The sequence below is a fragment of the Nodosilinea sp. FACHB-131 genome (genome assembly GCF_014695395.1).
Classification (GTDB): Bacteria; Cyanobacteriota; Cyanobacteriia; order Phormidesmidales; family Phormidesmidaceae; genus Nodosilinea.
Genome location: NZ_JACJOF010000031.1, coordinates 41,229 through 68,120 on the forward strand (window position 1 = coordinate 41,229; position 26,892 = coordinate 68,120).

A 26,892-nucleotide genomic window follows, 5' to 3' on the forward strand; every position below is an offset into this window, starting at 1 on the left:
GAACTCCCCACCCAGCTGGGGTGTGTTTGCCCTGCTGTTTGACCCATCATAAAACACTGGGGGACAGGAACCGTGAACTTTGCTACTGGAAGGTAGACAAAGTTCAACTATAAAAATGGGTCGCCTGGGATTCGAACCCAGGACCAATCGGTTAAAAGCCGAGTGCTCTACCGCTGAGCTAGCGACCCCCGTGAGGGGAAGTGGTGTTTGGTTATGAACCAGACACGGCTTATAAACATAGCATACCGCCATGGGGATTTTGCAACATATCTCCAAAAAAACTTTGCGGCCTTGACTGGGTGGCTTGGTTGTTTGCCAGAACAGAGTGGATGCGGGGCGATCGCCCTTGCTTTCCCTACATAAATCCTATCCGGCTTGGACCAGCACCCATCCATCGGACTCCATCCATCCCCTACCCCTCCGCCACTTGCTGGGTAAACTCTGGCCCAGCCTAAACTTAGTTACGGAACGTTACTAAGCGCTTGTTTTAGGCCCTAAATAAAGCTTTAGTTTAATGAAGCTTCATTTTTAGAGCAGTCCTCATCACACTACAGGCTATGTTCCCGACCCATCGCCCTCGCCGTCTGCGCCAGCACCCGCAACTTCGCCGCATGGTGCAAGAGACCCTAGTCACCCAGGCTGATTTAATCTATCCGCTGTTCGCGGTGCCGGGCGACCAGGTGGCGAAGGAAGTCTCCTCAATGCCAGGGGTCTACCAGCTTTCCATCGACAAAATCGTAGAAGAAGCCAAGGAAGTCTACGACCTAGGCATTCCCGCCATCATTCTGTTTGGCATTCCCAACGAAAAAGACACCGACGCCACCGAGGCCTGGCACGACTGCGGCATTGTGCAAAAGGCCACCACCGCTGTCAAAGAGGCGGTGCCCGACTTGATGGTGATTGTTGACACCTGCCTATGCGAGTACACCTCCCACGGTCACTGCGGCTATTTAGAAGTGGGTGACCTCAGCGGCCGCGTGCTCAATGACCCCACCCTAGAACTGCTGAAGAAAACCGCCGTAGCCCAGGCCAACGCCGGAGCCGACATTATTGCGCCCTCGGGAATGATGGACGGCTTTGTGCAGGCGATTCGCGCCGGGCTTGATGAGAGCGGCTTTGAAGACATACCGATTCTTTCCTACGCAGCGAAATATGCTTCGGCCTACTACGGGCCGTTTCGCGATGCGGCGGAGAGTGCGCCTCAGTTTGGCGATCGCCGCACCTACCAGATGGACCCCGCTAACGGCACCGAAGCCCTCAAAGAGATTGAGCTCGACATTGCCGAAGGGGCCGACATGCTCATGGTGAAACCCGCTCTGGCCTACATGGATATCATCTGGCGGGTGAAGCAGGCTACTAACCTGCCGGTGGCGGCCTACAACGTGTCGGGCGAATACGCCATGGTGAAAGCCGCCGCCCTCAACGGCTGGATCGACGAGCAAAAAGTGGTGATGGAAACCATGACCAGCTTCAAACGCTCCGGGGCCGACCTGATTTTGACCTACCACGCCAAAGACGTGGCTCGTTGGATTGGGTAGTCAATTTTGTTGGGCGTTGCTTAACGCAAGTATGATTTGGCCCCCTCCCCCTAGGATTGGGGGGAGATAGAGCCTCAAAGTCCCCCAGGATTGGGGGATTTAGGGGGCCAAGCAAGCCTAAAGTTTTGCCGGTTCATTCCTCGATTTAGCAACGCCTTTTGTTGAGGTATTGCTCGGGAAAGACCCCAGGGTTTCTTCAAAAACCCTGGGGTCTCGATTTCTGAGGATCTGTATAAGGGGAAGATTCCAAGCACGGCTTAAAGCTAATCTGAAGTTTAACCTCGTTGCTTAAGCATAGGATTCAAGAGGCTACTAACTCTCTCAAGGCATGCGTCATCCTAAAGACAATTGTCATATATCTAAATCCCATTCTTTTCTTAATCTATGAATCTCTCTCCACAGCTCATTAATGAAATATTGATCTGTATCATAGGTTATTCTTCTAATTTTCTGCTCACAGTCTGCAATAGGAATGGAAAACTTTTTGTCAAATTCTGCGTTAATCCTCTCCACTTCTTTCAACATGCTCTTAGGCCAAACTTCTTTAGGTTCATTTGCATATAGTCCTAGAACTTCTAAAATTCTTCCGTTATATATTTCTCGATGAGTGGCAGGAAAAAATAAATCATCTGAAGCCTTGTCTGTATAAGTAAGATCTTCTACATTCTTTTTCAAAAGACGTATTTTTTGAGAAGCAGCATTTGCTGCTTCTCGTAGGTCGTTCCGTACATTAGGCAGTAAAATTGATTCTAAGTCACAATAATCTTCTATGTAAAATATATCCACATAAAAACGGGGGATATGAGGGCCGTGAAGAATTCTTTCAAACTTCTCATAAAGAACCCTGTCGCAGCTTTTTGCCTTGTCACGAATGATTTTAAGCCATTCAGTTGTTATGACTTCAACTCTTTCCCTTTTCGCACGTCTTACTTCATGTTTTTCTGCCAACTTAGCTTCTAAATGTTTTAGATCTATGGAATGCTGCTGACTTTCTTTTTGGAGTCTTTTGTTCTCTAGGCGAAGCTGATTGTTGCTTCGCCATTGAATAAAAGCTACCGCCAATGCCACAACGGCAGTTAATGAGGAGCCTAAAAAACCAGAAGGTATCGATGTCCAGTCCATACCATTTAGAATTTGAGTGGGCGATTGTATCGAAACTAAGCTTGATGCTGGGGCGGATTGCTGTGCTGCCATGAGATTTTCTGTAACTAAGTGATACCAACAGGTTTATAAATTCTTAGCTTTGTTTTAGACCTATGCAGCTATCACACAACGAATCAATGAAGGAGTAATCAAAAAGGGAAAAATCACTAAGGATTAACCCCATGCAGTACAAATATACTGTATGGGGTCTAGGATTTCAACCATTCAATGAAAGTATGAGCTGATCGCTGGTTCGCCTAGGGAGCTTACAGTTTATGCTGCAAGCAGAGAAATTTTAGACGTCCGGAAATGACCTTTGTGCTCACCAACGACGACGGCATCGACGCGCCGGGCATTCAGGCGTTGCGCAATGCCCTGGCCAACTACCCCACCTGGGTTGTGGCCCCTGACCAGCATCTGTCGGGCTGTAGCCACCAGATGAACCGGGGCGGCCCGATCGCCATCGACCAGCGCAGCGATCGCGCCTTTGCCATTGGCGGCACCCCCGCCGACTGCACCCGCGTGGCGCTGAGCCACCTGTGCCCAGAGGCCACCTGGGTGCTCTCAGGCATTAACGCTGGGGGCAATATGGGGGCCGATATTCACCTGTCGGGCACGGTGGCTGCGGTGCGAGAAGCGGCGCTGCTGCGGGTGCCGGGGGTGGCAATTTCCCACTACATCGAGAATCGCCGCCCGGTGGATTGGGGGCTGGCAGCTCGCTTGGCAACCCAGGTGATCGATGTGCTGATGGCCAAGACGCTGCCACCGGGGTGCTTTTGGAACGTAAATTTGCCTCACTTACAGCCAGGCGATGCCGAGCCTGAAATTGTCTTTTGCACCCTCTGTACCCAGCCCCTGCCCACTGAGTTTAAGGTTGACCAGGGCCAGTTTTATTACGTGGGCAAGTATGGCGATCGCCGCCACGATCCTGACTCAGACGTGGCTGTCTGTTTTGGCGGCAACATTGCCGTGACTAAAATTTGCCTGTGGTAGCGCTCAAACACAAATGTCTATGCCGACGCCAAAATGATCGGATAGACCCCGTAAGTCCTCAAGGCGGGGCGGCCAGGCAAAGGAACGTTGGAACTGCCCTGGTAAAGGTTGGGATAGACAGATGTGGTCGATGTTGGAGTGCTGCCCACAAATTAGCTGATGCACCGGGTCATTTTCTCCGGCAGTGAGGCAGTCTAGCCCCGCATCGGCCAACGCTTGCCGCAGGGCCTGCTTGTTTTGGCGCGACCCATAGTAATGCAGAGTGTTCAGATCTTGGTTGAAGTCGCCAGCGATGATTAGAACTGCCTCTGGGTAGATTGCCCGCAGCTTTTGCCAGTCGGCCTGCTGGGTGGCTAAAGCGGCAGCAAAGGCTTGGCCTTGGGAGGCGGGGTGCGATCGCCAACCACTTTCTAACCACGGCAGCACTGTGCCGTACAGCACCCATTGCTGGCCATCGGGTAGCGTTAACAGGGCGGCGGCGGTGCGGGCCTCGTCAGAGGTTTCTAGCGGGGTTAGCACCCCGGCCTTGACCCAAATTTGCACCCAGCGCTCGCCATCGGCTCCGGGGCGATCGGGCAAGCCGCTGGCTACAGAGTAGTAATCTGCCCTTGGGGTAATGCCCAGGTGAGTTTCGGTCAAAATCCAAATATCAGCGTCGATGCGGCTGAGCCATTGGCGCTGGCGCTCAGCCTGTTTTGACTCAGGGCGTGCGCGCTCAAGGTTCCAGGTGGCGATTTTCATTCAGGATCAGTAAACAGGCGTAACAGAGAGACTCTGTAGCAACCACTACTTAATCCTGGAAGTCTGCCTTTTGCCTATATTCTTTAATACAAAAATTCTTGGCTGCTGCCTTTGATAAAGCTTTAGGCGGAGGTTCATGCTGGTTTAAAGGTGGTAGAGGTCAGTCATCATAGCTTCGCTGACTTCTGTAGCTGGAGCATCAAAGAGAATTTGGCCCTGGCGTAGACCAACGATGCGATCGCAGTACTTCACCGCAAATTCCACCTCGTGCAGGCTGATCACCAGGGTTTTGCCGGTGGTTTCGCTGAGCTGGCGCAATAGATCCATCATCGCCCGCGATCGCTCGGGATCTACGCTTGAGATCGGTTCATCCGCCAGAATAGCGGCGGGGTCTTGCACCAGCACCCGGGCTAGGGCTACCCGCTGCTGCTGGCCGCCCGAGAGGCGATCGGTGCGGGCGTAGAGCTTGTCGGCAATGCCCACCTGAGCCAGCGCCTGAGCTGCTGTTTGTACCTGCTGGGGCCACACCAGCGACCACAACGCCCTCGGCAGCGCCCAGCGCCCTAGGTGACCGGCATTAACATTATGAACCACGGCTAAGTTGCCCACCAGATGGTGCTGTTGATAGACCGTGCCCACCAGCCGCTGAATCCGCCGTCGCTTTCTAGAGCTGAGGCGATCGACCTCGTGCCCGAGAATCATCACTCGTCCGGCGGTGGGTGCTTGGCTGCCGTTGAGCAGGCTTAGCAGCGTGCTTTTGCCGGCGCCACTGGGGCCAATTAGCGCCACTCGCTCGCCGGGGGCGATCCCCAGACTGCAATCGGTCAGGGCGGCTACCGCCCCAAACCGGCAACTCACCCCCTCCAGCTGAAAAATTGGCCCCGCCATCCCCGCCGGCACTACTGGATTTTGCCGATCTTGCGGCCCACTGCTTCGATCTCGGCGTAGTTGTCGTTGTCAGTGGCAATAAAGCGCTCGGCCCCAAACAGATCGAGAATTTCCTTGTGTTCAGGCACCGCAGGATCGAGGGCCATCAGGGCAGCCTGCACCTTGTTGGCGAAACCGTCGCCGTAGCGCTCGTCAACTTCAGGGCTGATCACCCAGTGATAGTCGTAGTAGGACGGAGTGCGCCAGATGACGGCAACTTTGGTGGTATCCACCGCCCCTTCCGCGACGCGATCGAGCCACACCTGCTCGTTGAGGGCTCCCACCTCGTAGGTGCCCGCCTCCACCAGCTTGATGGTGGTGTCATGGTTGCCCGAAAAACCCACTTCTCCTTTGAAATCTTGGGCAGTGTCGAGGCCCGCCTCTTCCATAAAGTGTTGGGGCATCAGTCGTCCAGAGGTGGAAGACTCGCTGCCAAAGGTGAAGGTACGGCCCTTAATTTGGGTCAGGTCTTGAATATCCGAGAATTCCTTGAGGCCAGTGGCGGTGTTGGCGATAAAGACGCTGTGGAACTGTTCATCAATGTCGCGCTGGGCGATCGCCTCGGCCCCCGGCACCTGCAACCTGGCCTGCACCCCCGTCAGCCCGCCGAACCAGACTAAATCTAAATCCCCCACCTTAAAGGCCGTAACGGCGGCAGCGTAGTCGGTCACAGGCTTATATTCCACCGGCACGCCCAGTTCGGCCTCTAGGTAGTCGGCTAGCTTGGTGTAGAGCCGCTGAAGCACTTCAGGATCTTGGTCCGGAATGGCCCCAGCAGTTAGGGGAATGGTGCTCTGCTCCGTCGCTGTGCTGCCCTCCCCTGTGGCCTCTTGCTCTGACTCAGAGGGCGCACAGGCCCCCAAAGGCAGCAACAATACCAGGCTCGATGCCCCTGCGATCAACGAACGACGAATGCTCACCATGGTTTGAGTAGTGCTCTAAACAGCAGCACTAAATCATACGGGTCGGATCCCCCCCAAAGCAATGCTCTACCTGGGGAATGTTCAAGCCGTGAAAAGCTGCCGGGCGCTAGCTCAGCCAAAGTAGCCCGCCCAGCACCAGAGCTACCCCCACTAGCGCTGCCCACAAAAAACCGTTGTCTTTGGTATTGATCTGGCTGGGGTCAAGGGGAGCGGGCTCGCTCTTGGGCCGCGATCGCGGTGCCGCCTTTGCCGCTGTTGAATAACCCGAACCGCCCGAACTCTGAGAGCCATCCTGAGACAGATTGTCTAGAGCCGGAATTTCGGTCATCCAGTTCGTCGGCCGCTGAAGCTGGGGCGCTTGCAGAATGTAGAGCAGATTCTTACCCTGCTTGCGGGTCTCTAGATCGGGGTGGCGGGCCAGGGCTTGACACAGGGCGATCGCCTCGTTCTGTCGACCCACTGCACTGTAGGCATTGACCAACCAGGTTTGAATTTCGCCCCCTAGGGGTGTGGTGGCCTTGGCTAGCTTAACGGCCTCCTCAAAAAACTCTACGGCCTCGCGGTAGCTGCCCCGCTCAAAGGCAGCTTGGCCATAGGCGTACTGGGTTTTGGCGCGATCGCGTGGGTCTTCGGTCATGGGTTAAGAAAACTATCTACAGCCGGATAACTACTGCTGAACCTTCATTCTGCCGGAATGGACAGTTGGCTACCAGATTAAGTTCATATTCAGCACAAAGCCTGGCAGGATAGTTTCGCCCAAAAGATAGGCGGGGTTATTGAGCAATTCGGGGACTTGTTCCTGCCGGTACACTTCGACTTGGCGACTGCTGGGGTTAATCAGCCAGCCCAGCCGTACGCCACTAGCCATGTATTCCTGCATTTTGGTTTGCACGACTGAGAGGCGATCGCTGGGCGACATCAGCTCTAGCACAAAGTCGGGGGCGATGGGCGGAAATTTCTGTCGTTGCTCAGGGGTGAGGGCGTCCCAACGAGATTGCTCGACCCAGGCAACATCGGGCGATCGCTCGCCACCCCGAGGCAGTTTAAACCCAGTGGATGAGTCAAATAGAACCCCCAACCGATGTTGCCGATTCCAGTTCACAAACTCTCCAGCAATTTCGATATTGCGGTTGCCGGTTTCTCCACCCGTTGGCGACATGATCAGCAGATCTCCCTGGGCATTGCGCTCAAACTTGAGGTCGGGGTTGGTGATGCACAGTTGGTAGAACTGCTCATCGGTCATGGTCAGGGCAGGCTGGAGCTTGATGGTGTAAGCCGTCATCACAGAACCCAGGAAGAGAATTGGCTGTTTTTATCATAGAAGTTTGGCTAAGCGAATTCCCTCAACGACCTGTTTGCGAACCGAGCATCTCCGTCTCCCATAGAATCTTGACACGGTCCCTTAACCCGACTTTTTTCGCTCAAGATGGAGTAAGGGAATAAGGAGACAAACACCGTGGTAGCCCCAGCAATTAAGCCTCAGACCGACTCACTACAGTACGAGGCCAAGACCCTCGCGATCGCCACCGCCCTGCTCGGCGCCACCCGCGAGAAGAAAAACCTCTTCGCCCAAATGCGCGACCAAATGCGTTGGGACGACAAAATTATGGACTTCGCCATGGGCAACCCCGGGCTGAAGGTGCAGCTGTTTCGCTTCATCGACGCGCTGCCGGCTCTGCGCAGCAAGCCCGAGATCGCCCGTCACCTGCAAGAGTACCTATCGGCGGAAGAGGTGGAATTGCCCAACGCGCTGAAGGGATTGCTGAACTTTACCAATCCCGATTCGGTGCCCGGTCAACTCGCCGCCACCACCGTCGCCCCAGCAGTGGAAACCCTCGCCTATCGCTACATTTCGGGCGAAACCATCGAGAAGGCGATCAGGGCGATCGAGCGCATGCGCAAGGACAAGCTTACTTTCACCATGGACCTGCTCGGTGAAGCGGTGATCACTGAGGAAGAAGCCCAGGCCTACCTGCAGCGCTACTTGGATTTGATGGAGCAGCTTTCCACAGCCGCGAAAAACTGGAAGACCGTCGATGCGATCGATGTTGCAGACGGCAAAGAACTGTCTAAAGTCCAGGTTTCCGTTAAGCTCACCGCCTTCTACTCCCAGTTTGACCCGCTTGATGCAGAGGGCAGCCGCGCCAAAGTCAGCGAGCACATTCGCACCCTGCTGCGCCGAGCTCAGGAACTGGGCGTCGCCGTCCACTTTGATATGGAACAGTACCGTTATAAGGCGCTCACCCTGGCCATTCTCAAAGACATTTTGATGGAAGCTGAGTTTCGCCAGCGTGATGACCTAGGCGTCACTCTCCAGGCCTACCTGCGCGACAGCTACAACGACCTCAAAGACCTAGTAATTTGGGCGAAAAATCGCGGCACCCCCGTCACCGTGCGCTTGGTGAAGGGGGCCTATTGGGACCAAGAGACCATCACCGCGCGGCAAAACGGCTGGCGCAGCCCGGTCTACAGCCAAAAAGTGTCTACCGACGCCAATTTTGAGCGCATGACCCGGCTGCTGCTGGAGAACCATCAATATCTATATGCCGCCATCGGTAGCCACAACGTGCGATCGCAAGCCCACGCCATGGCGATCGCCGAAGCACTCAACATCCCTCGCCGCAACATCGAGCTACAGGTGCTCTACGGCATGGCCGATAAACTGGCCAAGACCCTGGCCGACAAGGGCTACCGAGTGCGAGTTTACTCTCCCTTCGGCGAGTTAATTCCGGGAATGTCGTACCTGATTCGCCGCCTGCTGGAGAACACCGCCAACAGCTCTTTCCTGCGACAAAACCAGGAGGACGTGCCCGTAGAGACTCTGCTGGCGGCGCCAGAGTTTGCTGTGGAAGATCTAGAGGGAGCAGAGTCTGACCATCATGTTCCTTTCCCCAATGCCGCCGATATCGACTTTGCTGTAACCACTAAGCGCTCCCAGGCGGCGGAAGCCCTTAAGACCGTCCACGCCCAGCTTGGTCGGCGCTACAACCCAATCATCAATGGTGAAGCGGTTGACACAGAGGCTACGGCGGATTCGGTGAACCCCTCGAAGCCAGCAGAACTGGTCGGCAAGCTGGGATTGGCCAGTCAAGCGCAGGCGGATGCGGCGATCGCCGCTGCCAAAGCCGCTTTCCCCGCCTGGGCTGCCACTTCGGCCAAAGAGCGGGGTGCTATCCTGCGCCGCGCCGCTGAGCTGATGGAGGAGCGTCGCCACGAGCTAAACGCTTGGATGGTCTACGAAGTCGGCAAACCCCTGGGCCAAGCTGACCCTGAAGTTTCTGAAGCGATCGACTTTTGCCGCTACTACGCCAACGAAATGGAGCGGCTTGACGCTGGGTATGCCTACGACTATCCCGGTGAAACCAACCGCTATCGCTACTTCCCGCGCGGCATTGCGGTGGTGATTTCGCCGTGGAACTTTCCTCTGGCGATCGCCACGGGCATGACCGTCGCGGCCCTGGTCACAGGCAACTGCACCATTCTCAAACCCGCTGAAAATTCCGCCGTGATTGCCGCCAAGATCGCCGAAATTTTGATCGAAGCGGGCATGCCCCCCGGTGTCTTTCAGTACCTCCCAGCCCGAGGCTCCACCGTGGGTGCCCACCTGGTTAACCACCCCGATGTGCATCTGATCGCCTTTACCGGCTCTCGCGAGGTAGGCTGCCGCATCTATGCCGACGCGGCCCAGTGGCGACCCGGCCAGCGTCACCTCAAACGCGTGATTGCTGAGATGGGCGGCAAAAATGCCATCATCATCGACGAAAGCGCTGACCTTGATCAGGCGGTGCAGGGCGTGGTCTACTCCGCCTTTGGCTACAGCGGCCAGAAATGCTCGGCCTGCTCCCGCGCGATCGTGGTGGCCTCGGTGTACGACACCTTTATCCATCGCCTAGTCGAAGCCACTCGCTCCCTCAACGTGGGCGAAGCGGTGAAACCCAGCACCAAAGTCGGCCCTGTGATCGACGCCAATGCCCAGGCCAAGATCAAGGAGTACATCGAGAAAGGCAAGGCCGAAGCCACCCTGGCCCTAGAAATGCCTACGCCTGCCGATGGCTATTTCGTTGGCCCCACGGTGTTTACCGATGTGAAACCCGATGCGGCGATCGCCCAGGAAGAAATCTTTGGTCCGGTGCTCGCCGTCATCAAAGCCCAAGACTTCGACGATGCCCTACGCATCGCCAACGATACCGACTACGGGCTAACGGGCGGTCTCTATTCCCGCACCCCCTCCCACATTGAGCGGGTGCAGAACGAGTTTGCCGTCGGCAACCTCTACATCAACCGGGGGATTACGGGGGCGATCGTCTCCCGCCAACCCTTCGGCGGTTTCAAGATGTCGGGGGTAGGCTCTAAGGCGGGTGGCCCAGACTACCTGCTGCAGTTCCTGGAGCCCCGCCACGTCAGCGAAAACGTTCAGCGCCAAGGTTTTGCCCCGATTGAAGGTGTTGATTAACTCCTGTGACAGACTCGCTCTTCGGGGTCTTTAAGAACTTGAAGAGCGAGTTATAAAAAGGACTTTCTTCACCGGTGTCACCAGTGAATCGCCTACTAGAGACTAGGGATTGCCTTCTGTGATGGGCTGAGAATATGACTGTGCGTTGCGATCGCAATCCATCACGGTGAATCGCACCTTATCTCCAGCTCCGGGTGCAGCATTGCAGGCCAGCGACATGAGGTTTAGGTGGCAGACCGTGGATGTATGTTGCCCGCTAGGGGCACAGCATGCCTTGCCACTGACATAGCAAAGCGTTTCATAGATATAGTGAAACAGCACCTGCCCTGCCATTGTAAGCAGGTATTCACCTGGCCCAAACTGTGGGTTAATGGCAAGGTCAACCCTGCGTCTTACACCTTAAGAACTAGCTATGACAGAAGCAACTAATCCCAGAGTATTTTTTGATATCACCATCGGGGGCACTCCCGCAGGCCGCATCGTTATGGAGCTACGGGCCGACGTCACCCCTAAAACCGCCGAGAACTTCCGCGCCCTGTGCACCGGCGAACAAGGCATGGGTACCTCCGGGAAGCCCCTGCACTTCAAAGGCTCTAGCTTTCACCGCATTATCCCCGAGTTCATGTGCCAGGGAGGCGACTTTACTCGCGGTAACGGCACTGGTGGCGAGTCGATCTATGGCATGAAGTTTGCCGACGAAAACTTTACCCTCAAGCACACTACCCCCGGCTTGTTGAGCATGGCCAACGCTGGCCCCAACACCAACGGGTCGCAGTTCTTTTTAACCACAGTGGCTACCCCCTGGCTTGACGGCAAGCACGTCGTCTTTGGCAGCGTGGTCGAGGGCATGGATGTGGTCAGCGCCATGGAGCAGGTGGGCAGCCGCAGCGGCCAAACCTCTGAGCCAGTAGTGATTGCCGACTGTGGCCAGTTGTAGATAGCCGCTAATCATCAGGCGGAAACAGGAGTCTCATCTCGCCGGTCTCGCTAACCAAGACGCTGCCACCGAGAGCTTCAATGCGATCGATGGCTTTTTGGCGAGTCGCATTGTCAAAGGCGTTAGCCAATACACTGGCCCAGGCATTGACCTGGGCCTGCTTGCTGAGGGGGTTATTGGCTAAGAAATCCGCCGTACGCTGAGAATTTTCTGCAATGATTGGGGCCTCTTCTGCGGGCGACTGCCGTCCCCAATCGGCGGCAGTTTGAAAGGATTGTTGGGCTGCCTTCCCGTCACCTAGATAGAGCAGCTCATCTACACCACGATAGCGCCAAATATAAAACCCATCGGATGGCAGAGTGGGGGTTAACCGCTCTAGTCCCTGGGCGGTAATAGCAACGCTTTTCTCAGGCTGGGCAGCGAAGTTGCTAGTGCTGCCCGACAAGAATAGATAAAACATTCGGTAGTACGGGTCTTTGGGGATGACAACCCGAAAGAATTCTGGGCTGAGGTCGTAACCCGTTTTAGCTCTGGCCTCGTCGTCGCCAAAGTACTGCAAAAACCGTAGAAAGAACCAGTCGGCCACCAGATTGTCAAACCCAAAGGTGGGCATTTTCTGAGCCAGCGCCAGGGTCGCAGCCGTCGATTGGTCTTGCTGGTCAAGCCGTTGGTTGGTAGCGCTGCGGTCTTGTAGGTTAGCCAGACGCTTCTGCTGTAAGGGCACCAAAGCCAGTAGCAGGACAACGGGCAGTCCCCAAATTGTTAGGTGTTTGGCCCAGGGCAGGGACGGGCGGTGTTTGCTTGAAGAGAACAGCATAGTGGGGGCGCAAGGGTAAGAAACCTATAGAGCGGGTTTCAGTTTTTGGGGTGGTTCTAGAATAAGTCTACCCACCATGGCTGCGATCGCATTTGAGGCGCTTCAATTCAGCCTTCTCATTCTTCGGCAGTCCGTAACCTATTGGCATCTCCCATGGCCCAAACCTCTTCTCAACAACTCAATGCTGCCTTTAAAGGCTGGTGGCTGGGAGGGGTAGGCCTGTTGTCGGTTGTCGTGATGACCTGGCTACCCCACAGCTATCTACGTATGGTGAGCTGGCCCTGGGCTTTGGTTTGGCAGCTGGGGTTTTTGGCCTTTGGCAGCTGGCTGGTCTGGCTGCTGCGCCAGTTTCACGTGCCGTTTCGTCCCCTTGGCTACGGGCTCGATTGGGCCGTAGTTGGCACAGGTATTGGTTTAATAGTTTGCAGCCTGACCAGCGACTTCAAAATGGTGGCCCTGTGGAATGTGGTTTTAGCGACGTACTACTTTTTCGCTTTGTACTGCGGCATCAATTGGGTAAACCAGGCCCAGCTTAAAGCCACTCAGATCGCCGCGGCGATCGCCACAGCTATGCTTGGCACCGCCTTAATTTCCCTCCTCCTTTGGCGACCTGCGTCAGAGGCAGCGTTAGACGACAGTTTCTCGGCTGCTCTGCGCAATGCTATGCCCTTTGGCCATCACAATTTTGTGGGTGGCTACTTTGCCCTGGCGCTGCCGTTTGTTGCAGCCTGTGCTGTGGCCTTGAAGGGGTGGCTGCGGTGGTTGATGGTGGTGGCATCGGCCTTGGCTGCGATTGCCCTTTATGTCAGCGGGTCGCGAGGGGCGCTGTTAGGGGTTTTGGTGTGGTTGCTCGTGACTGTCATTGCCGTTGTGGTTAACCCCACTGCTAAGGGTAGAACCCAGCGATGGCTACTAGGCGGGCTGGGGCTAGCTGTAGCGATCGGTGTTCTAGCCAGCAACTCACGGTTTCGCAGCTTATTTAGCGGCCTAAATCTTAACCAACCCTCGGGCTTTGTGGTGCAAGATGGCCCGGTACTCGATCGCTACTTCCTGTTCAAAACTGCCCTCAACATTCTCAGCCATCGTCCCCTATTGGGCGTGGGACCAGGGGTGATGAGCCGTGTCTCAAATCTATATCGCCCCGTAGAAACGGGCCTGGGTCAAGATCACGCCCAGCAGCTCCACAGCACACCGTTTCAGCTTTTAGGAGAAATGGGGCTAGTGGGCCTTGGGCTGTACCTAGCTTGGCTAGTGCTTATCGCTGCACTCTGGTTCCGCCTGTACCGAATTGTGAAAGCTCGGGATAATCAATGGCTGCTGTATGGCGTAGGTGGAAGCCTCCTAGCCTACGGAGTATCTAGCCTAACTGACTACCAGCTTGAAAACATTGGCCTCTCTATGGTGCTGATGGCTTTTCTCTTACTGCTGCTGTGCCTGGCCAACCAAACTGCACTACCTCCTCCTACCCTTCTCGGTAGTGCGGCCCGACGCTACCTCAGTTTGGGTTTGGTAGCCTGGCTGGTGATTACGGGCTACCTGTGGCTTAAGGCTGATCTGGGTTTCTTTTTTACCCATCGAGCCCTTAGTCGGGCAGAACAAGGCGACATAGCCGGTTCTCTACAACAGCTTTCGACCGCCGCCGCCTTCGTGCCTTGGGATCCAACCTATTCCGCCCTGGCCGGGCAAAACATTTATCAACTGCTGCCTCTAGTGCCCCCTGCTGAGCAGGATGCCGTGCGCCGAGACGTCCTGGCTGATTCATATAGCGCTGTTGCGATCGCCCCCAACGATGCCTGGTTTAATTACAACATGGCGGTTCTGCTGTTACCCCAAAATCCAGTAGCAGCAGCGGACTATAGCTGTCGCGCCGTGCAGCTACTCCCCAGGAAAAGTGCCTTGAGCCGCTATGTGCTAGGGCAAACTTACTTAGCCCAGGGACAAACTGAAGCCGCCATAACCGCATTTAGTCTTCAGGGCTTAGCCCAGCCCGAATTTTTGACTTTTCCCCTTTGGGAGCAAGCGCCACTAACCCCAATTAAGCAACAGGTTTTAGATCAGGCGTTGACCTACCACGAGTCTGTGCTTAAGGATCTATCACCAGAGGTTCCGGGCTATTCCACCTTCTACGACCAAACAGCGCTGATCCGCTGGTGGCAGAGACAACCTCTCACCGCCAATCGTGATAGCCTACGACCAATCACTCAGGCGCTTTTGGCCACAGACCAAAGCCTAGAAGCGGCTCTAGCTATCGTTAATCAAGCTCTACAAGCCACTCCCCAAGATCAGGCCCTGTTACTGCTGCGGGCATGGCTTGCGCCGGCCACCTTTGCCCAAACCTATTTTGCTCAAACCGCTTTCCCTGCACCCAAGGAGGCCCTACTGGCCGAATCGCTGGGGCAATTTCGGGATGCGCGATCGTGGTTGACTTCTATGATAGAACCGGCCGAGCTAACCGGCCGTAGCCTGTTAGGGCTCACCTACCGCAATCGATATGCTCAAGGCATTAACTTTATTGCCCCCATAGAAGGCATGGATCAGTGGGTTATCCCCAGCCTGCTTAAGTTGTTTGACGAGTTGCCCAGGGAGTTTGTGGCGCTAGACCAAGCCATAGAGGCAATTCAAACCGAGCAGCTTAACTTACCTAGTGCCCCCAATAATCGCTTTGAAATTACACCCCTGCCTTCACTGCCCAAAAACTTTTTTGATCGGGTGTGATCGCTCGGTCAGAGCACGTGGGTAAGTTAGACCTAGGCGCAAATACATCTCTACCGCCGCCTAAACCCAAGGAGACATACACACATGAAAGCATCTCTTAAAGCCAACCTGCTCAAGCACTTCATCGCTAAAAAAGAAGAAGGCGGCTTCACCCTAATTGAACTGCTGGTTGTTATTATCATCATCGGTATTCTGGCTGCGATCGCCCTGCCTTCTTTCCTCAACCAAGCTAACAAAGCTCGTCAGTCGGAAGCTAAAACCTACGTTGGTTCGATGAACCGTGGTCAGCAGGCTTACCGTCTAGAGAACCCCACCTTTGCTCCTGGTTTTGTGGAACTGGCCATTGGTATTCCTTCCAACACCACTTACTACAACTACACCATTGGCGCTAGTGGGCCTTTTGGCGCAACGGCTTTTGCTGACAGAGTTGATACCGCTCTGAAGAGCTACGTCGGTGCTGCTCAGCTAAACTCGGGTAGCGCAACCACGGAAGCAACCACGATTGCACTCATTTGTGAATCGACTCAAGCTAACGTACCTGCTGCTGCCGGTGCGCTCACTAACTTCAGCACTACTGCGAGTCAGTCTGCTACTACTTGCACAACCGGTACTTGGAAGAAACTCTAGGTTATTGATCAGTGCTTGACTTCTAGTTTCTAATAACATTTGGGATCAGTTACTTATTCTTACGTAGCTGATCCCAAGTTTTTTAAAGAAGTTTGAGAAGCCGCCATCAGTTCGATGTTGAGAGTAGTAGAAGCTATACGTTTAGTGAAAAGGTTATCTAGCCAAGAATAGGTTCTACAATTTGTGCTCATCAGAATAGATGGAGAGCTTACAGCCATCTAAAAATCTTCTCAAAATACTTTGACTCTTGTAGCATTTATCATTTCTTGCAAATCCATCCAAATTTTCTGTTTATGTAGTGGTTGTGGCAGTGAGGGAGAAAACTGAATGCGCACAACTTATCGATTGGCAAGAAAAGAAAACAGAGGCGATTGCTCAACCTAACCTGCTGAGCTGAAAAAAACGCTGAACAAAATCTTTGTTCAGCGTTTTCTGATCTAATAGCTAGTTTCCGGCTTTAACATTAGCCCCCAGCTACGGCAGGGACAATGCTGACTTCATCGCCGTCATTAAGGGCAGTCTCTTTGCCGTCGAGAAAGCGAATGTCTTCGCTGTTAACGTAAAAGTTAACAAAGCGACGCAGCTCACCAGAATCATCGCAAAGCCGGGCTTTGATACCGGGGCAGTTGCTCTCCAAATCATTCAGCAGATCTATGATGTTGCCGCCACTGCATTCAAGGGCAGCCTGGTTGTTGGTGAATTTTTGCAGCGGAGTCGGAATTAGTACTTTAACAGCCATGGTTTGAGTAAATGAATCGGGAAAGAAAATTGAGCATATTGCTAAGGTGTAAGGGTTAGGGTGCAAGGTTTAAGCCAGAAAATCAGCTCTTCGAACCCTGTACCACACCACACCTTAAACCTTAAACCAGGACCTGCTGCCACTCCAGCCGGTCGAGGGTACGGGAGCGCTCTAGAGCACGCTCGAAGCTGTCGAGCTTAGGCTCAATGGTAAAGGGCTCACCAATATAACCCTGTACAGCTTCTTGGGTTTTAAGGCCGTTGCCGGTGATATAGACGACAGTAGACTCATCGGGATTAATTTTACCGGCTTCTACCAGCTTTTTGAGTACCGCAATGGTGGTGCCGCCAGCGGTCTCGGTAAAGATACCTTCGGTTTCGGCCAGCAGCTTCATCCCTTCAATGACTTCGGCGTCGGTTACCGATTCGATATTGCCGTTGGTCTTACGAGCTATATCGAGAGCATAGATGCCGTCGGCGGGGTTGCCGATGGCAATGGACTTGGCAATCGTGTTGGGTTTTACCGGGGTGACAAAGTCGCGGCCCTCTTTAAAGGCTTGGGCAATGGGAGAGCAACCCTCGGCTTGGGCACCACTAAAGCGAACGGGCTTATCGTCGACGAGACCAACTTTAACGAATTCTTGGAAGCCTTTGTAGATTTTGGTGAACAGTGACCCAGACGCCAAAGGCGCTACGATATGGTCGGGCAAACGCCAACCTAGTTGCTCAGCTACCTCGTAGCCCAATGTTTTAGACCCCTCAGAGTAGTAGGGGCGCAGGTTGATGTTGACGAAACCCCAACCCTGGGTGTTAGCCACTTCAGAGCACAGGCGATTGACCTGGTCGTAGTTGCCCTGCACGGCCATTACTGTGGGGTTGTAAATTAGGGTGCCGAGCACTTTGCCTGCTTCTAGGTCAGCAGGAATGAACACGCAGCAGTCAAGGCCAGCATGAGCTGCGATCGCAGCCGTAGAGTTCGCCAAGTTGCCCGTGCTGGCACAAGACACTGTAGTAAAACCCAGCTCCCGGGCTCGAGTCAGCGCTACCGACACTACTCGATCCTTAAAGCTAAGGGTGGGCATATTGACAGCGTCATTCTTTATATAGAGTTCTTTTAGCCCCAGCTGCCGTGCTAGTCGATTGGCACGCACTAGGGGAGTCATGCCAGTTCCCACATCAATCGGGTTGTCGGTGCTGACGGGTAAGAAGTCTTTGTAGCGCCAGATAGACAGCGGCCCAGCCTGAATGGTGCTGCGGGTAACCCGCCGACGAATCTCATCGTAGTCGTAAGCTACCTCTAGCGGGCCAAAGCATACGTCTTCGCATACGTGCTTGGCGCCTAGATCGTAGGTTTCACCACACTCTCGGCACTTCAACGCTGAAAAGGTAGGTTTGGCGGCGATAGCTTGCTCGATAGACTGCGTCATGGCGTTTTCTCTGAGATTCCTGAGGAGCGGTTATTGACTTCGCTAAGTTACTCAGAACGTAACACCGGAAACAATATTTGGTCAAATGTACCCGACCAAAAAAGTCGGGTATAGGCAAGACTTTTGCGCCAGTAGGTGCTCGTTCCTAACTAAGCGCGACCAGCCCAGTTGTCCTGAGTTTGCTACTGCTCTCGGTCTCGCGGGCGGGTGTTCAGACCATCAACAACTACTCTGTAGCTACCTCAAAGGCTCTAAAATCGGCTTTCAGCGCAATAAAGTAACTTGCTATACAAACGCTTGCCTTGCAGTTGAGGTTAAGTGATCTAAAGTCATGGAACGTTTGCATTGGTTGGTGTGCCAGACCAGTCAGACTGCTTTATGCTTTATGCCCAAAGGTGGTCTGCGCTGCGGGTTTGGCTATCGTAACGATGGCAAAACAGTAATTCAGTGCAGATGCTCTCTGTGATGCTCTTAGCAGAACGTTATGGTAGTGACTCAAGATAAGCCCCTTGCCAATGTTTTTCGTCAGCTGTCTGGAGGAGCGTTTCCCCCTGTAGTCGAATCCTATGAGCGGGGGAAAACAATCTTTTTCCCTGGAGACCCGGCCGAACGGGTGTATTTTCTGCTGAAAGGGGCGGTTAAGCTGTCGCGGGTGTACGAGGCTGGAGAAGAAATCACAGTTGCCTTGCTGCGCGAAAATAGTGTGTTTGGAGTCTTGTCGCTAATTACGGGCAATCGTTCCGATCGCTTTTATCACTCTGTAGCCTTTACCCCAGTAGAGCTACTGTCGGTTCCAATCGAGCAGGTTGAGCAGGCGCTGGAAGACAATCCTGAACTGGCCTTGCTGATGTTGAGAGGGTTGTCCTCTCGCATCTTGCAAACTGAAATGATGATTGAAACTTTGGCCCATCGAGACATGGGCTCGCGCTTAGTAAGTTTCCTACTCATTCTCTGCCGCGATTTTGGAGTACCTAGTCAGGATGGCATCACTATTGACCTGAAATTGTCTCATCAAGCCATTGCTGAGGCCATTGGCTCCACTCGGGTGACTGTGACTCGTCTGCTAGGAGATTTGCGCCAGGAAGGCATGATCTCTATTTATAAAAAGAAGATTACTGTGCATGATCCGGTCAATCTGAGTCAGCAATTTACTTAGTTTGGGTTTGGCTAGGTGTGGTGGTTCTAGTAGCCAAACCAGCTATCGACAGTATTGGGGCGTACGAGGCCTCAACCCATGCAGTAGAGTAAGTGCAAACTCCCCTGTGGCTGGTGCATGGTTTCTGGTTACGTATTGATTTTGGCGGTCTTAATTCTGGGGGGCTTCATTGCTACCCTTGGCGATCGCGTTGGCACGCGGGTGGGCAAAGCACGTCTGAGCTTGTTCAATCTACGCCCCCGCCAGACGGCTACTTTAGTCAGCATTGCCACAGGTAGCGTTATTTCAGCCTCTACGCTGGCCCTGCTGTTTGGAGTAAGCAGTCAGCTGCGCACCGGGGTGTTTGAGTTGGGTAAAATTCAGGCTGATCTAGCCAACGCCGAGGCTGATCTAGCCCAGGCTCAATCGACCCAAGAGAGCGTAGAAACCGATTTGGAGTCGGCCACTGACGAACGGCAGCGGGCGCTAGCTCGGCTCCAGGAAATTAACCAATCGCTCAACCAGGCAGTGGCTCAGCAGGAAGCGACTGAGGGTCAACTACGCCAAACTCTGGGCCAGTTAGATGCGGTATCCCAGCAGGCTGCCGCGCTGCGCCAATCGACGGATGCCCTGCGGGTTCAACGTGATAATTTGCTGGCGCAGCAGGCCACCATTGGCAAACAGATTGCCGATCGCGATCGGGCAATCGCCAAATTAGATGAGGAGATTGCCGATCGCGATCGGGCGATCGCCCAGCGAGAACAGCGTTTGACTAGTTTAGAGGCCGAGCAAGACTTTTTGGAGCAGCAGGTAGCTGTTCTGCAAACGCAGTATCAAGGCTTGTTTCGGGGCAACATTGCTCTCAACCGCAACCAGGAGATTTTAGTCGGTCAAGGGCGTGCCGAAAATCGAGAGCAAGCAGAGGAGTTTGTCACAGGCTTTTTACTTGAGGCCAACCGCCTGGTGTCTCGGGCGATTGCCCCTGGGGCTTTGGTTGACCAGCAAATTTTATTAATTGGCAATCGTGAGGTCGAGGCGCTGATTGATCGTCTGTCTACGGGTGAAGACTACGTGGTGCGCCTGCTGTCTGCAGCTAACTACATTACGGGTGAGCCCTGCGTGGTGCAGCAGGGTGAACCCTGTGTGCAAGTCTTTATCGATGCCACTCCCAATCAGCAGGTCTATGCTCTAGGCGAGCGATTGGCCACAGTTACGCTAGACCCGCCGCCCCTAGGCGATCGCCAACTAGTTGAGCGGCTCAACCTTCTGCTGGCCGCTGCCCAATTTCGTGCCCGACAGGACGGTGTCGTCAGCGACACGCTACAAGTAGCCGATAATCGGCCCGAAACAGTACTCAACTTCTTAGAGACTGTTCAGCAATCGGGGCAGGCCGTTGACCTTCAGGCTATTGCTGCCACTGATATCTTCACGGCAGGGCCGGTTCAAATTCATCTGGCAGCAGTGCGCAACGGGCGCATTTTATTTCAAACGAATGGATTCAATAATCCCTTGGACGATGGCCCTAATTTGCAAAGCGAATAGCCTTGAAGCACTTCATCTTAGGAAAAAGCAAGTGAAAAGGATCCATGTCAAATTATCCTTGGTGGCGAATATTTAATAATGTCTAAAAAAATTTGCAGATAGTTACCATCTGCCCCTACTTCGATACTGTGGGGATCACCTGTGCTTAGAATTAACCTACAAATCTGTCGGCTGCTAATAGGTTGCTTTTAACTCTGGCTTGTCCTAGGGCAGGCAAACTTTAAATACACCTGGAGCGATCCCATGAAATTTGAGGATATTTATCAGTTCTTCGAGGATCCACCGCCAATCTACCTGAATAAAGAGCTTGCCGTTTGCTACGTGTTGTCGGTATTGCTCCAGCAAGACTCCTACGGCACCGAATTGATCCAGCGGTTAACCCACCAGTATCCCCACTATCGTCTGTCAGATACGGTGCTTTACGGAGCACTCAAGTTTTTGGAGGACGAAAATGCTATTGACGGATACTGGAAAAAGGTAGAAGGCCGGGGTCGTCCTCGCCGCATGTACCGTCTTAACCCTGACTGGCGGCTTCAGGCCGAGGAACTGGCCGAATTTTGGAAAACCTACATGGGTGACCCAATCCGACCAGCCTGTGCCCAAAGCCCAGTCTACTCTGCGCCGCATCGATGAATCAGGGGTGCAAGGCCTACCTGAATGATGCAACATTCCGTACCCTAGAGAAGTAGCTTTGCATGGTCCGGCGTGACTGACACTGTTCTCTATTCGACTCTATTTCTAACCCTGCTAATGATAGTGGGGTTAGTTTTTTTTATTCGTGCTTCTACCAAAGACCGCATCGAAACCCTAACCCTAACGCGTCCCGTTGAGCCACTAACGTTACTGCAAAACCTGACGACCTACTTTGAGGCGCGGGCCTATGCCGTTATCGCGGCCGAAGCAGAGTCTCAGCGCATTACCTTACAGGGGAGAGTACGTCCGAGCCTATTTCTGGCCGGATTCTTAACTCTGCTTGCTGCTGTGGGTGCCCTCTGTTTTGCCTTGGTACTGGCCAATCTATGGCCAGCCTATGGCGCTACCTTTTTGGGCCTGCTAGTGTTAAGCCCGCTAGCAGGCTGGTTCTACTGGCGTGGTGCCGATCGCGATGAGAAGATTTGCCTAGAAGTTTGGCCCAACGCTACGGCCAATGATCTATCAGAGGGGACGCTTGCTAAGGTTTTGGTCACTGCCCACCGCGATGAGCTGATTGCCCTAGAGCAAGGTTTTGACCGCTGAAGCAAAAAAAAGCTAGCCCTGAGGCTAGCTTTTTCTATGTAGAGGGTGACTTTGATGGCGGCATCGTTAGAGCAGACGTCCGCTATCAAACCCTTACCTTAGTGAGTCAAGGTCTCTAAAACTGAGGCATTCTCTTCATCATCTTCTTCGCCGAGCAGCACCCGCAGACTGGGGAAGAGAAAATGATTCTCTTCTACATACTGGGCACCAAACAGACCCTTCTCGGCCCAAAAGTACCGGTCGGTGGTGTGCTCGTTCCGCTTAACCAGCAGCAGGGCTGGGGGGGCAATGCCCTCGGAATGAATAAAATTCCGAGCTGCGGTTACGGGTTTTTCGTTGCCGCTCTCAATACTATACTGAGGAACAGCTTCTAAAATGCGACGGCCTTCTAAGCGACGACGACTCTTACGCTTGCGTCTCCTTGCCAAGTTGCCTACCTCCCTCTCAGTGGATATTTGGATGTAGTTTCGGTTACAAAATTTGTTAACCAGGCCAAGTATATAGGCTCAAAATAAGAATTTCAACTTCTCTTAAAAATTAGCTCAAAACCTCCGAACGCCAAGAGCTATAAAGGATACAAGGGTGTCTGAGGAGATCGGAGCTGAACAGAATTGTTAAAAAATTGACAAAACTTTAATTTTTCTTCCGTCAAACTCTTATGTTGCGCTGCCATGATTGGCTCTCCCAGTTCTGAATTTATCACTCTGTGCCAGTCCCAAGTGCTCCTGCTGACCCAGGCGTTAGGGGCTGCTTCCACGGTGGTGTACCTAGTTGAAGCCACCGTTGAGACGATAAATCCCACCCTGATACCGCTGGTGGCTTATCCGGAAACCGCCAATTTATGGCATGACCTACGGGAGGGACTAGCGGCAGTATTCAATACAGCCGACGAAGTTGACAACAGCCAGCAATCTCCAATTGCCCAATCAAAACAGTGGCTCCAGCAGTCTTCTGATTCAGAGCGAGATTCAGTTGGGCTACCATCTAAAACTCGTATTTCCTCAGAGCCAGGTTTTCTCTCAATGCCGTTCGGGATAGAACCGGCAACCCAACTACAGGGTGTAGAGACTGAGCCGACCGCATATCCCTTGGTGCTGCCTTTGGCCCATGATGGAGTGGTGCTGGGCATGATAGTCAGTACTCGCGAAGCACTGCCGTGGACAGCAGACGACTATCGACGGGCTGAGCAGGTCGCCAGCACGTTGGCGATCGCATACGTGCTGGATCAGCGTAGTCAATGGCTTCAGCGTCAGCTCACCCAACGTCAGCTGACCCAAGCCGATCAGTCTGAAACCTTTCACGATCTGCTGCATCAGTTCCGCAATCCGCTCACGGCTTTACAGACCTTTGGCAAACTGATGGTCAAGCGGTTACCCCCTGAGGATACCAATCGACCGATTGCTGAAGGCATTGTGCGTGAGAGTCGACGACTTCAGGATCTGGCTCAGCACTTTGATGCCGCCGTTGCCGAAGGGGATGAAACCTTGGAGCAAGCTACTACTCCACCAGCGGGTAGGTTGCTACTGCCGGGCTCACCCAGTGAATGGAGCGATCGCCCTAGGGTCGTCATCGGCAGCAACGAGGATACCTTAAACAGCAGGTTGGCGACGACTCAGGATCAGCCCCTTGAAACCTTGACCTCAGCGCCAGGGCATGGGCTGGGACGATCGCTAAGGGTGCAACCCGGCTCGATCGCTGAGATCGCCCTACCGCTGGTGCAGTCCATTGCCCCCCTGGCCCAAGAGCGGGGACTGCACCTGGTGCACCATATCCCCACCCCTTTACCCATGGTTTGGCTTGATGCGGCCGCTCTGGGAGAAGTGCTCCACAACCTGCTCGACAACGCCTTAAAGTACGCACCTGTTGGGTCTCTAATCTGGGTTACCGCAGGATTAGTGCAGCGGCTTGGCCAGCAGATGTTTCAAGGAATTGCCGTAGGCGATACCGGTACAGGCATTCCCCTGAGCGATCAACCCCAGTTGTTTACCCGCCATTTTCGCGGTGTGCAAGCCCGAGGTGATATTCCGGGTACGGGGCTAGGTCTTGCTATTGTGCAAGACCTAGTGCAGGGCATGGGGGGCTCTATCGATCTAGTTAGCCCTGTTCAGGGCACGCCATGGCTGCCGCCAGAGGCCGTCGCTTATCCCCAAAATCCTGGCGTTGTATTTGTGGTTTGGCTAAAAGCCTTAGACACTGAGGTATAGACCTGACAAGGCTGGTGGGCTAAGGGGCTACCGTGGTGCTTCACACTACGGAGTGCCGCATCCATAGGAGAATGGGTTCAGTCTGTTCATTAGGTTCAGCAACCCATCGTCTTCGGTGTTACCCATGGCAACCACCCTATTCTCCAATCCCTCTGCTCGGCTGGCACCGCCAGCCTCTCTATCTCCCCTAACGGTACCCGAACGGTTGTTGTTAGGACCGGGGCCAAGCAACGCTGATCCCCGTGTCATTGCCGCTATGAATCAGCAGCCCATTGGCCACCTCGATGCTGCCTATCTAGCGATGATGGATGAGGTTCAAGAGCTACTGCGCTATACCTGGCAGACCACTAATCCTCTCACCTACGCCGTGGCCGGTACCGGGTCTGCAGCGATGGAAGCGACGATCGCAAATGCTGTTGAACCAGGCGATCGCGTCTTAGTTGCTGTTAAAGGCTACTTTGGTCACCGCCTAGTCGATATGGCCCAGCGCTACGGAGCCGACGTTGTCACCATTCACCGACCTTGGGGCGAAGCCTTTACGCTAGAGGAACTGACCGCTGCCCTAGATGAGCATCGGCCTGCAGTGCTGGCGATCGTCCACGCCGAGACCTCCACCGGAGTCCGCCAGCCCCTCGAAGGATTAGGATCAGCCTGCGCCGACCACGACTGTTTGTTGCTGGTTGATACCGTCACTAGCCTAGGGGGAGTGCCCATTTTTCTAGACGACTGGCACGTAGACCTAGCCTATAGCTGTAGCCAAAAGGGGCTTAGCTGCGCCCCTGGTATTTCTCCCTTCACCATGAGCCCTCGAGCCGTCGCCAAGTTAGAGCGCCGTCGCCAACCCGTCGCCAACTGGTACCTCGACGCCGCTCTGCTGCGCAAATACTGGGGACCAGAGCGGGTTTATCACCATACTGCGCCAGTCAATCTCACCTATGCCCTACGCGAAGCTCTGCGTCTGCTAGCCGAAGAAGGCCTAGAGGCTCGTTGGCAACGCCATCAGCAAACCGCCACCTACTTTTGGCAGGGGTTAGCGGACCTTGGCCTCACCTGTCACGTTGAAGAATCCCTTCGTCTACCTACCCTAACTACCGTGTGTGTACCCGACGGCGTCGATGCCAAAGCCGTTGGTCGTCAACTCATGGCTGATTACAACATTGAAGTCGGCGGTGGCCTTGGAGAACTTGGGGGCAGGGTGTGGCGAATTGGCCTCATGGGCTACAACAGCCAGCCAAAGCATGTCGATACCCTGTTACACGCATTGGGAACGGTGCTGCGTCAATCTTCTTAACGCGTCAAGTCGCTGACTACCAGTAGCAAACGAAGAAGGCGTCTCCACAAATAATGGAGACGCCTTCTTCGTTAAGACAGGTTTCTAAGCCACGTGCCGCTGCTCACTTGCTAATAGGGGAAATCCTAGCTTCTCCCGTTGTTCTAGATAAAGCTGTGCCACTCGCCTGGCTAATCCTCGTACTTGACGAATGTATCGGGTGCGCTCCGTTACCGAAATTACGCCTCGCGCATCCAACAGGTTGAACGTGTGTGAACACTTCAGCACGTAGTCATAACTTGGCAGCACCAGACCTCGATCCATCAGCTGCTCTGCCTCCTGCTGGTATAAATCAAACAGCGTGAACAGCAGTTCTGGGTTGGAGGCCTCGAAGTTATACGTCGAGTTCTCAACTTCCGCCTGCATATAGATATCACCATAGGTGAGCTGATCATTCCACTGAATCTTGGCGATCGCATCCACCTCCTGCAAATACATCGTCAACCGCTCCAGCCCATAGGTGAGCTCAATCGACACCGGGCGGCAGTCAATTCCCCCACACTGCTGGAAATAGGTGAACTGGGTAATCTCCATCCCATCTAGCCACACTTCCCAACCCACGCCCCAAGCACCCACCGCCGCATCTTCCCAGTTATCCTCCACAAATCGAATGTCGTGGTCTTCCGGTTTGATCCCCAACGCCCGCAGCGACTCTATATAAGTCTCCTGGATATTCTCAGGCGATGGCTTAATCAACACCTGGTACTGAAAATAATGCTGATAGCGGTTCGGGTTCTCCCCATATCGTCCATCTGCCGGTCTCCGGCAGGGTTCCGCGTAGGCCACCGACCAAGGCTCCGGTCCCAACGCCCGCAAAAACGTATGTGGGCTCTTCGTCCCTGCCCCCTTTTCCGTATCGTAGGGCTGCATAATCACGCAGCCCTGCTTAGCCCAAAAATCATTCAGCGTTGCAATCACAGACTGAAAGTGCACAACTTCCCCCGGTTACTAACTCAGACCCACACTTATTGCCTCTAATAGTATTCAACAAACTTGCCCCCACCGTTGGGAGATTCTCCACTTAGTTTTTAGATAGCGATTGCTAGTCTGTGCGCCGGCTTTCCTGAGGACCAGAGGGGATTCTCCCTGTGTCGTCTGTTGGCTGATCAACCCGTAGTCAGTCCCCAACACCCTTTAACGCCCTTATCTAGCAGTTTCTACACGCTACCAGTGCTGTTGTAAGCCCAGCCCTTGCCGCCAGATACGGTGTTGTCTTGGAGGATTTTTCCGAGAGAATTTTCAAGAGGGGTTTGGTAGCGGCTCTCTAGAAACGCCAAACCCCTTGCGGTACAAGGGGTTCAGGGCGCGAGAACAAAATAGTCACAGGGTGTTGACACTGCTAGGGATTGGGCTTATATTGATAAAGCGCCTGAGGGAAGCGGCTCGAGCGAGCCACCTACTGAGGGTTGAAGCGAACCTCGACAACTACATAGTCTAGAAACAAAGCCAAGGTTCCTGTCAAGGAT

The 26,892-nt window shown here is 53.9% G+C and carries 23 protein-coding genes and 1 tRNA gene; 12 read left to right on the plus strand and 12 right to left on the minus strand.

Annotation, left to right across the window (positions count from 1 at the left end):
- Positions 1–116: 116 nt before the first annotated feature.
- Positions 117–188, minus strand: a tRNA-Lys gene (locus H6F75_RS21390).
- A 369-nt stretch (positions 189–557) separates the two neighbouring features.
- Between H6F75_RS21390 and hemB the strand changes: the two genes are divergently transcribed.
- Complete coding sequence (hemB, locus tag H6F75_RS21395; RefSeq protein WP_190754475.1) at positions 558–1,538, plus strand: porphobilinogen synthase; 981 nt, start codon at positions 558–560, stop codon at positions 1,536–1,538.
- Positions 1,539–1,889: 351 nt separating this feature from the next.
- On the opposite strand, the gene H6F75_RS21400 is transcribed toward hemB, so the two are convergent.
- Positions 1,890–2,732, minus strand: a complete 843-nt coding sequence (locus tag H6F75_RS21400) for a hypothetical protein (protein WP_190754476.1) — start codon at positions 2,730–2,732, stop codon at positions 1,890–1,892.
- Positions 2,733–2,990: 258 nt separating this feature from the next.
- On the opposite strand from H6F75_RS21400, the gene surE reads away from it, so the two are divergent.
- On the plus strand, positions 2,991–3,674 hold the full coding sequence (gene surE / locus H6F75_RS21405) for a 5'/3'-nucleotidase SurE (RefSeq protein WP_190754477.1): 684 nt from the start codon (positions 2,991–2,993) through the stop codon (positions 3,672–3,674).
- Positions 3,675–3,677: 3 nt separating this feature from the next.
- Here the strand turns inward: surE and H6F75_RS21410 are convergent, their stop codons facing one another.
- The 5 genes from H6F75_RS21410 to H6F75_RS21430 all read right to left on the minus strand — a co-directional run bounded on the left by H6F75_RS21410 (position 3,678) and on the right by H6F75_RS21430 (position 7,547).
- Complete coding sequence (locus H6F75_RS21410) at positions 3,678–4,415, minus strand: endonuclease/exonuclease/phosphatase family protein (RefSeq protein ID WP_190754478.1); 738 nt, start codon at positions 4,413–4,415, stop codon at positions 3,678–3,680.
- Between the two features lie 144 nt (positions 4,416–4,559).
- Positions 4,560–5,303, minus strand: a complete 744-nt coding sequence (locus tag H6F75_RS21415) for a phosphonate ABC transporter ATP-binding protein (RefSeq protein WP_190754479.1) — start codon at positions 5,301–5,303, stop codon at positions 4,560–4,562.
- A gap of 11 nt (positions 5,304–5,314) precedes the next feature.
- Positions 5,315–6,265 (minus strand): putative selenate ABC transporter substrate-binding protein, encoded by a 951-nt coding sequence (locus H6F75_RS21420; protein ID WP_190754480.1) that lies wholly within the window; start codon positions 6,263–6,265, stop codon positions 5,315–5,317.
- 106 nt (positions 6,266–6,371) lie between these two features.
- Positions 6,372–6,902: a tetratricopeptide repeat protein gene (locus H6F75_RS21425; protein WP_190754481.1), complete on the minus strand. Its 531-nt coding sequence runs from the start codon at positions 6,900–6,902 to the stop codon at positions 6,372–6,374.
- A gap of 69 nt (positions 6,903–6,971) precedes the next feature.
- Positions 6,972–7,547, minus strand: coding sequence for a Uma2 family endonuclease (locus H6F75_RS21430; protein ID WP_190754482.1), 576 nt, complete (start codon positions 7,545–7,547; stop codon positions 6,972–6,974).
- A gap of 174 nt (positions 7,548–7,721) precedes the next feature.
- Here H6F75_RS21430 and pruA point away from each other — a divergent pair, with 174 nt between their 5' ends.
- Positions 7,722–10,718, plus strand: a complete 2,997-nt coding sequence (gene pruA / locus H6F75_RS21435; RefSeq protein ID WP_190754483.1) for an L-glutamate gamma-semialdehyde dehydrogenase — start codon at positions 7,722–7,724, stop codon at positions 10,716–10,718.
- 412 nt (positions 10,719–11,130) lie between these two features.
- On the plus strand, positions 11,131–11,655 hold the full coding sequence (locus tag H6F75_RS21440; protein ID WP_190754484.1) for a peptidylprolyl isomerase: 525 nt from the start codon (positions 11,131–11,133) through the stop codon (positions 11,653–11,655).
- 7 nt (positions 11,656–11,662) lie between these two features.
- Here the strand turns inward: H6F75_RS21440 and H6F75_RS21445 are convergent, their stop codons facing one another.
- On the minus strand, positions 11,663–12,472 hold the full coding sequence (locus H6F75_RS21445) for a hypothetical protein (protein WP_242020260.1): 810 nt from the start codon (positions 12,470–12,472) through the stop codon (positions 11,663–11,665).
- A gap of 153 nt (positions 12,473–12,625) precedes the next feature.
- On the opposite strand from H6F75_RS21445, the gene H6F75_RS21450 reads away from it, so the two are divergent.
- Together H6F75_RS21450 and H6F75_RS21455 are read left to right on the plus strand one after the other, a co-directional pair.
- Entirely contained in the window at positions 12,626–15,187 is a 2,562-nt protein-coding gene (locus H6F75_RS21450) for an O-antigen ligase family protein (protein ID WP_190754485.1), read from the plus strand.
- Positions 15,188–15,271: 84 nt separating this feature from the next.
- The gene (locus tag H6F75_RS21455; RefSeq protein ID WP_190754486.1) at positions 15,272–15,814 is read left to right on the plus strand and encodes a type IV pilin-like G/H family protein; all 543 of its coding nucleotides are present in this window, start codon (positions 15,272–15,274) and stop codon (positions 15,812–15,814) included.
- 463 nt (positions 15,815–16,277) lie between these two features.
- Here H6F75_RS21455 and H6F75_RS21460 read toward each other — a convergent pair whose 3' ends face one another.
- On the minus strand, positions 16,278–16,553 hold the full coding sequence (locus tag H6F75_RS21460; RefSeq protein WP_190754487.1) for a MoaD/ThiS family protein: 276 nt from the start codon (positions 16,551–16,553) through the stop codon (positions 16,278–16,280).
- A 121-nt stretch (positions 16,554–16,674) separates the two neighbouring features.
- A complete protein-coding gene (thrC, locus tag H6F75_RS21465) occupies positions 16,675–17,979 on the minus strand; it encodes a threonine synthase (protein WP_190754488.1) in 1,305 nt (434 codons plus the stop codon).
- 484 nt (positions 17,980–18,463) lie between these two features.
- On the opposite strand from thrC, the gene ntcA reads away from it, so the two are divergent.
- The 4 genes from ntcA to H6F75_RS21485 all read left to right on the plus strand — a co-directional run bounded on the left by ntcA (position 18,464) and on the right by H6F75_RS21485 (position 21,892).
- The gene (gene ntcA, locus H6F75_RS21470; protein WP_190754489.1) at positions 18,464–19,135 is read left to right on the plus strand and encodes a global nitrogen regulator NtcA; all 672 of its coding nucleotides are present in this window, start codon (positions 18,464–18,466) and stop codon (positions 19,133–19,135) included.
- Between the two features lie 117 nt (positions 19,136–19,252).
- The gene (locus tag H6F75_RS21475; RefSeq protein WP_190754490.1) at positions 19,253–20,656 is read left to right on the plus strand and encodes a DUF3084 domain-containing protein; all 1,404 of its coding nucleotides are present in this window, start codon (positions 19,253–19,255) and stop codon (positions 20,654–20,656) included.
- A gap of 243 nt (positions 20,657–20,899) precedes the next feature.
- On the plus strand, positions 20,900–21,289 hold the full coding sequence (locus H6F75_RS21480) for a PadR family transcriptional regulator (RefSeq protein WP_190704363.1): 390 nt from the start codon (positions 20,900–20,902) through the stop codon (positions 21,287–21,289).
- Between the two features lie 72 nt (positions 21,290–21,361).
- The gene (locus H6F75_RS21485; RefSeq protein ID WP_190754491.1) at positions 21,362–21,892 is read left to right on the plus strand and encodes a cofactor assembly of complex C subunit B; all 531 of its coding nucleotides are present in this window, start codon (positions 21,362–21,364) and stop codon (positions 21,890–21,892) included.
- A 98-nt stretch (positions 21,893–21,990) separates the two neighbouring features.
- Here H6F75_RS21485 and H6F75_RS21490 read toward each other — a convergent pair whose 3' ends face one another.
- Positions 21,991–22,320: a DUF3155 domain-containing protein gene (locus H6F75_RS21490; protein WP_073607504.1), complete on the minus strand. Its 330-nt coding sequence runs from the start codon at positions 22,318–22,320 to the stop codon at positions 21,991–21,993.
- 243 nt (positions 22,321–22,563) lie between these two features.
- Between H6F75_RS21490 and H6F75_RS21495 the strand changes: the two genes are divergently transcribed.
- On the plus strand, positions 22,564–24,096 hold the full coding sequence (locus tag H6F75_RS21495; RefSeq protein ID WP_190754492.1) for a HAMP domain-containing sensor histidine kinase: 1,533 nt from the start codon (positions 22,564–22,566) through the stop codon (positions 24,094–24,096).
- Between the two features lie 124 nt (positions 24,097–24,220).
- Positions 24,221–25,387 (plus strand): alanine--glyoxylate aminotransferase family protein, encoded by a 1,167-nt coding sequence (locus H6F75_RS21500; protein WP_190754493.1) that lies wholly within the window; start codon positions 24,221–24,223, stop codon positions 25,385–25,387.
- A gap of 84 nt (positions 25,388–25,471) precedes the next feature.
- Here the strand turns inward: H6F75_RS21500 and glyQ are convergent, their stop codons facing one another.
- Positions 25,472–26,359 (minus strand): glycine--tRNA ligase subunit alpha, encoded by an 888-nt coding sequence (gene glyQ, locus H6F75_RS21505; protein WP_190754494.1) that lies wholly within the window; start codon positions 26,357–26,359, stop codon positions 25,472–25,474.
- Positions 26,360–26,892 lie beyond the last annotated feature (533 nt).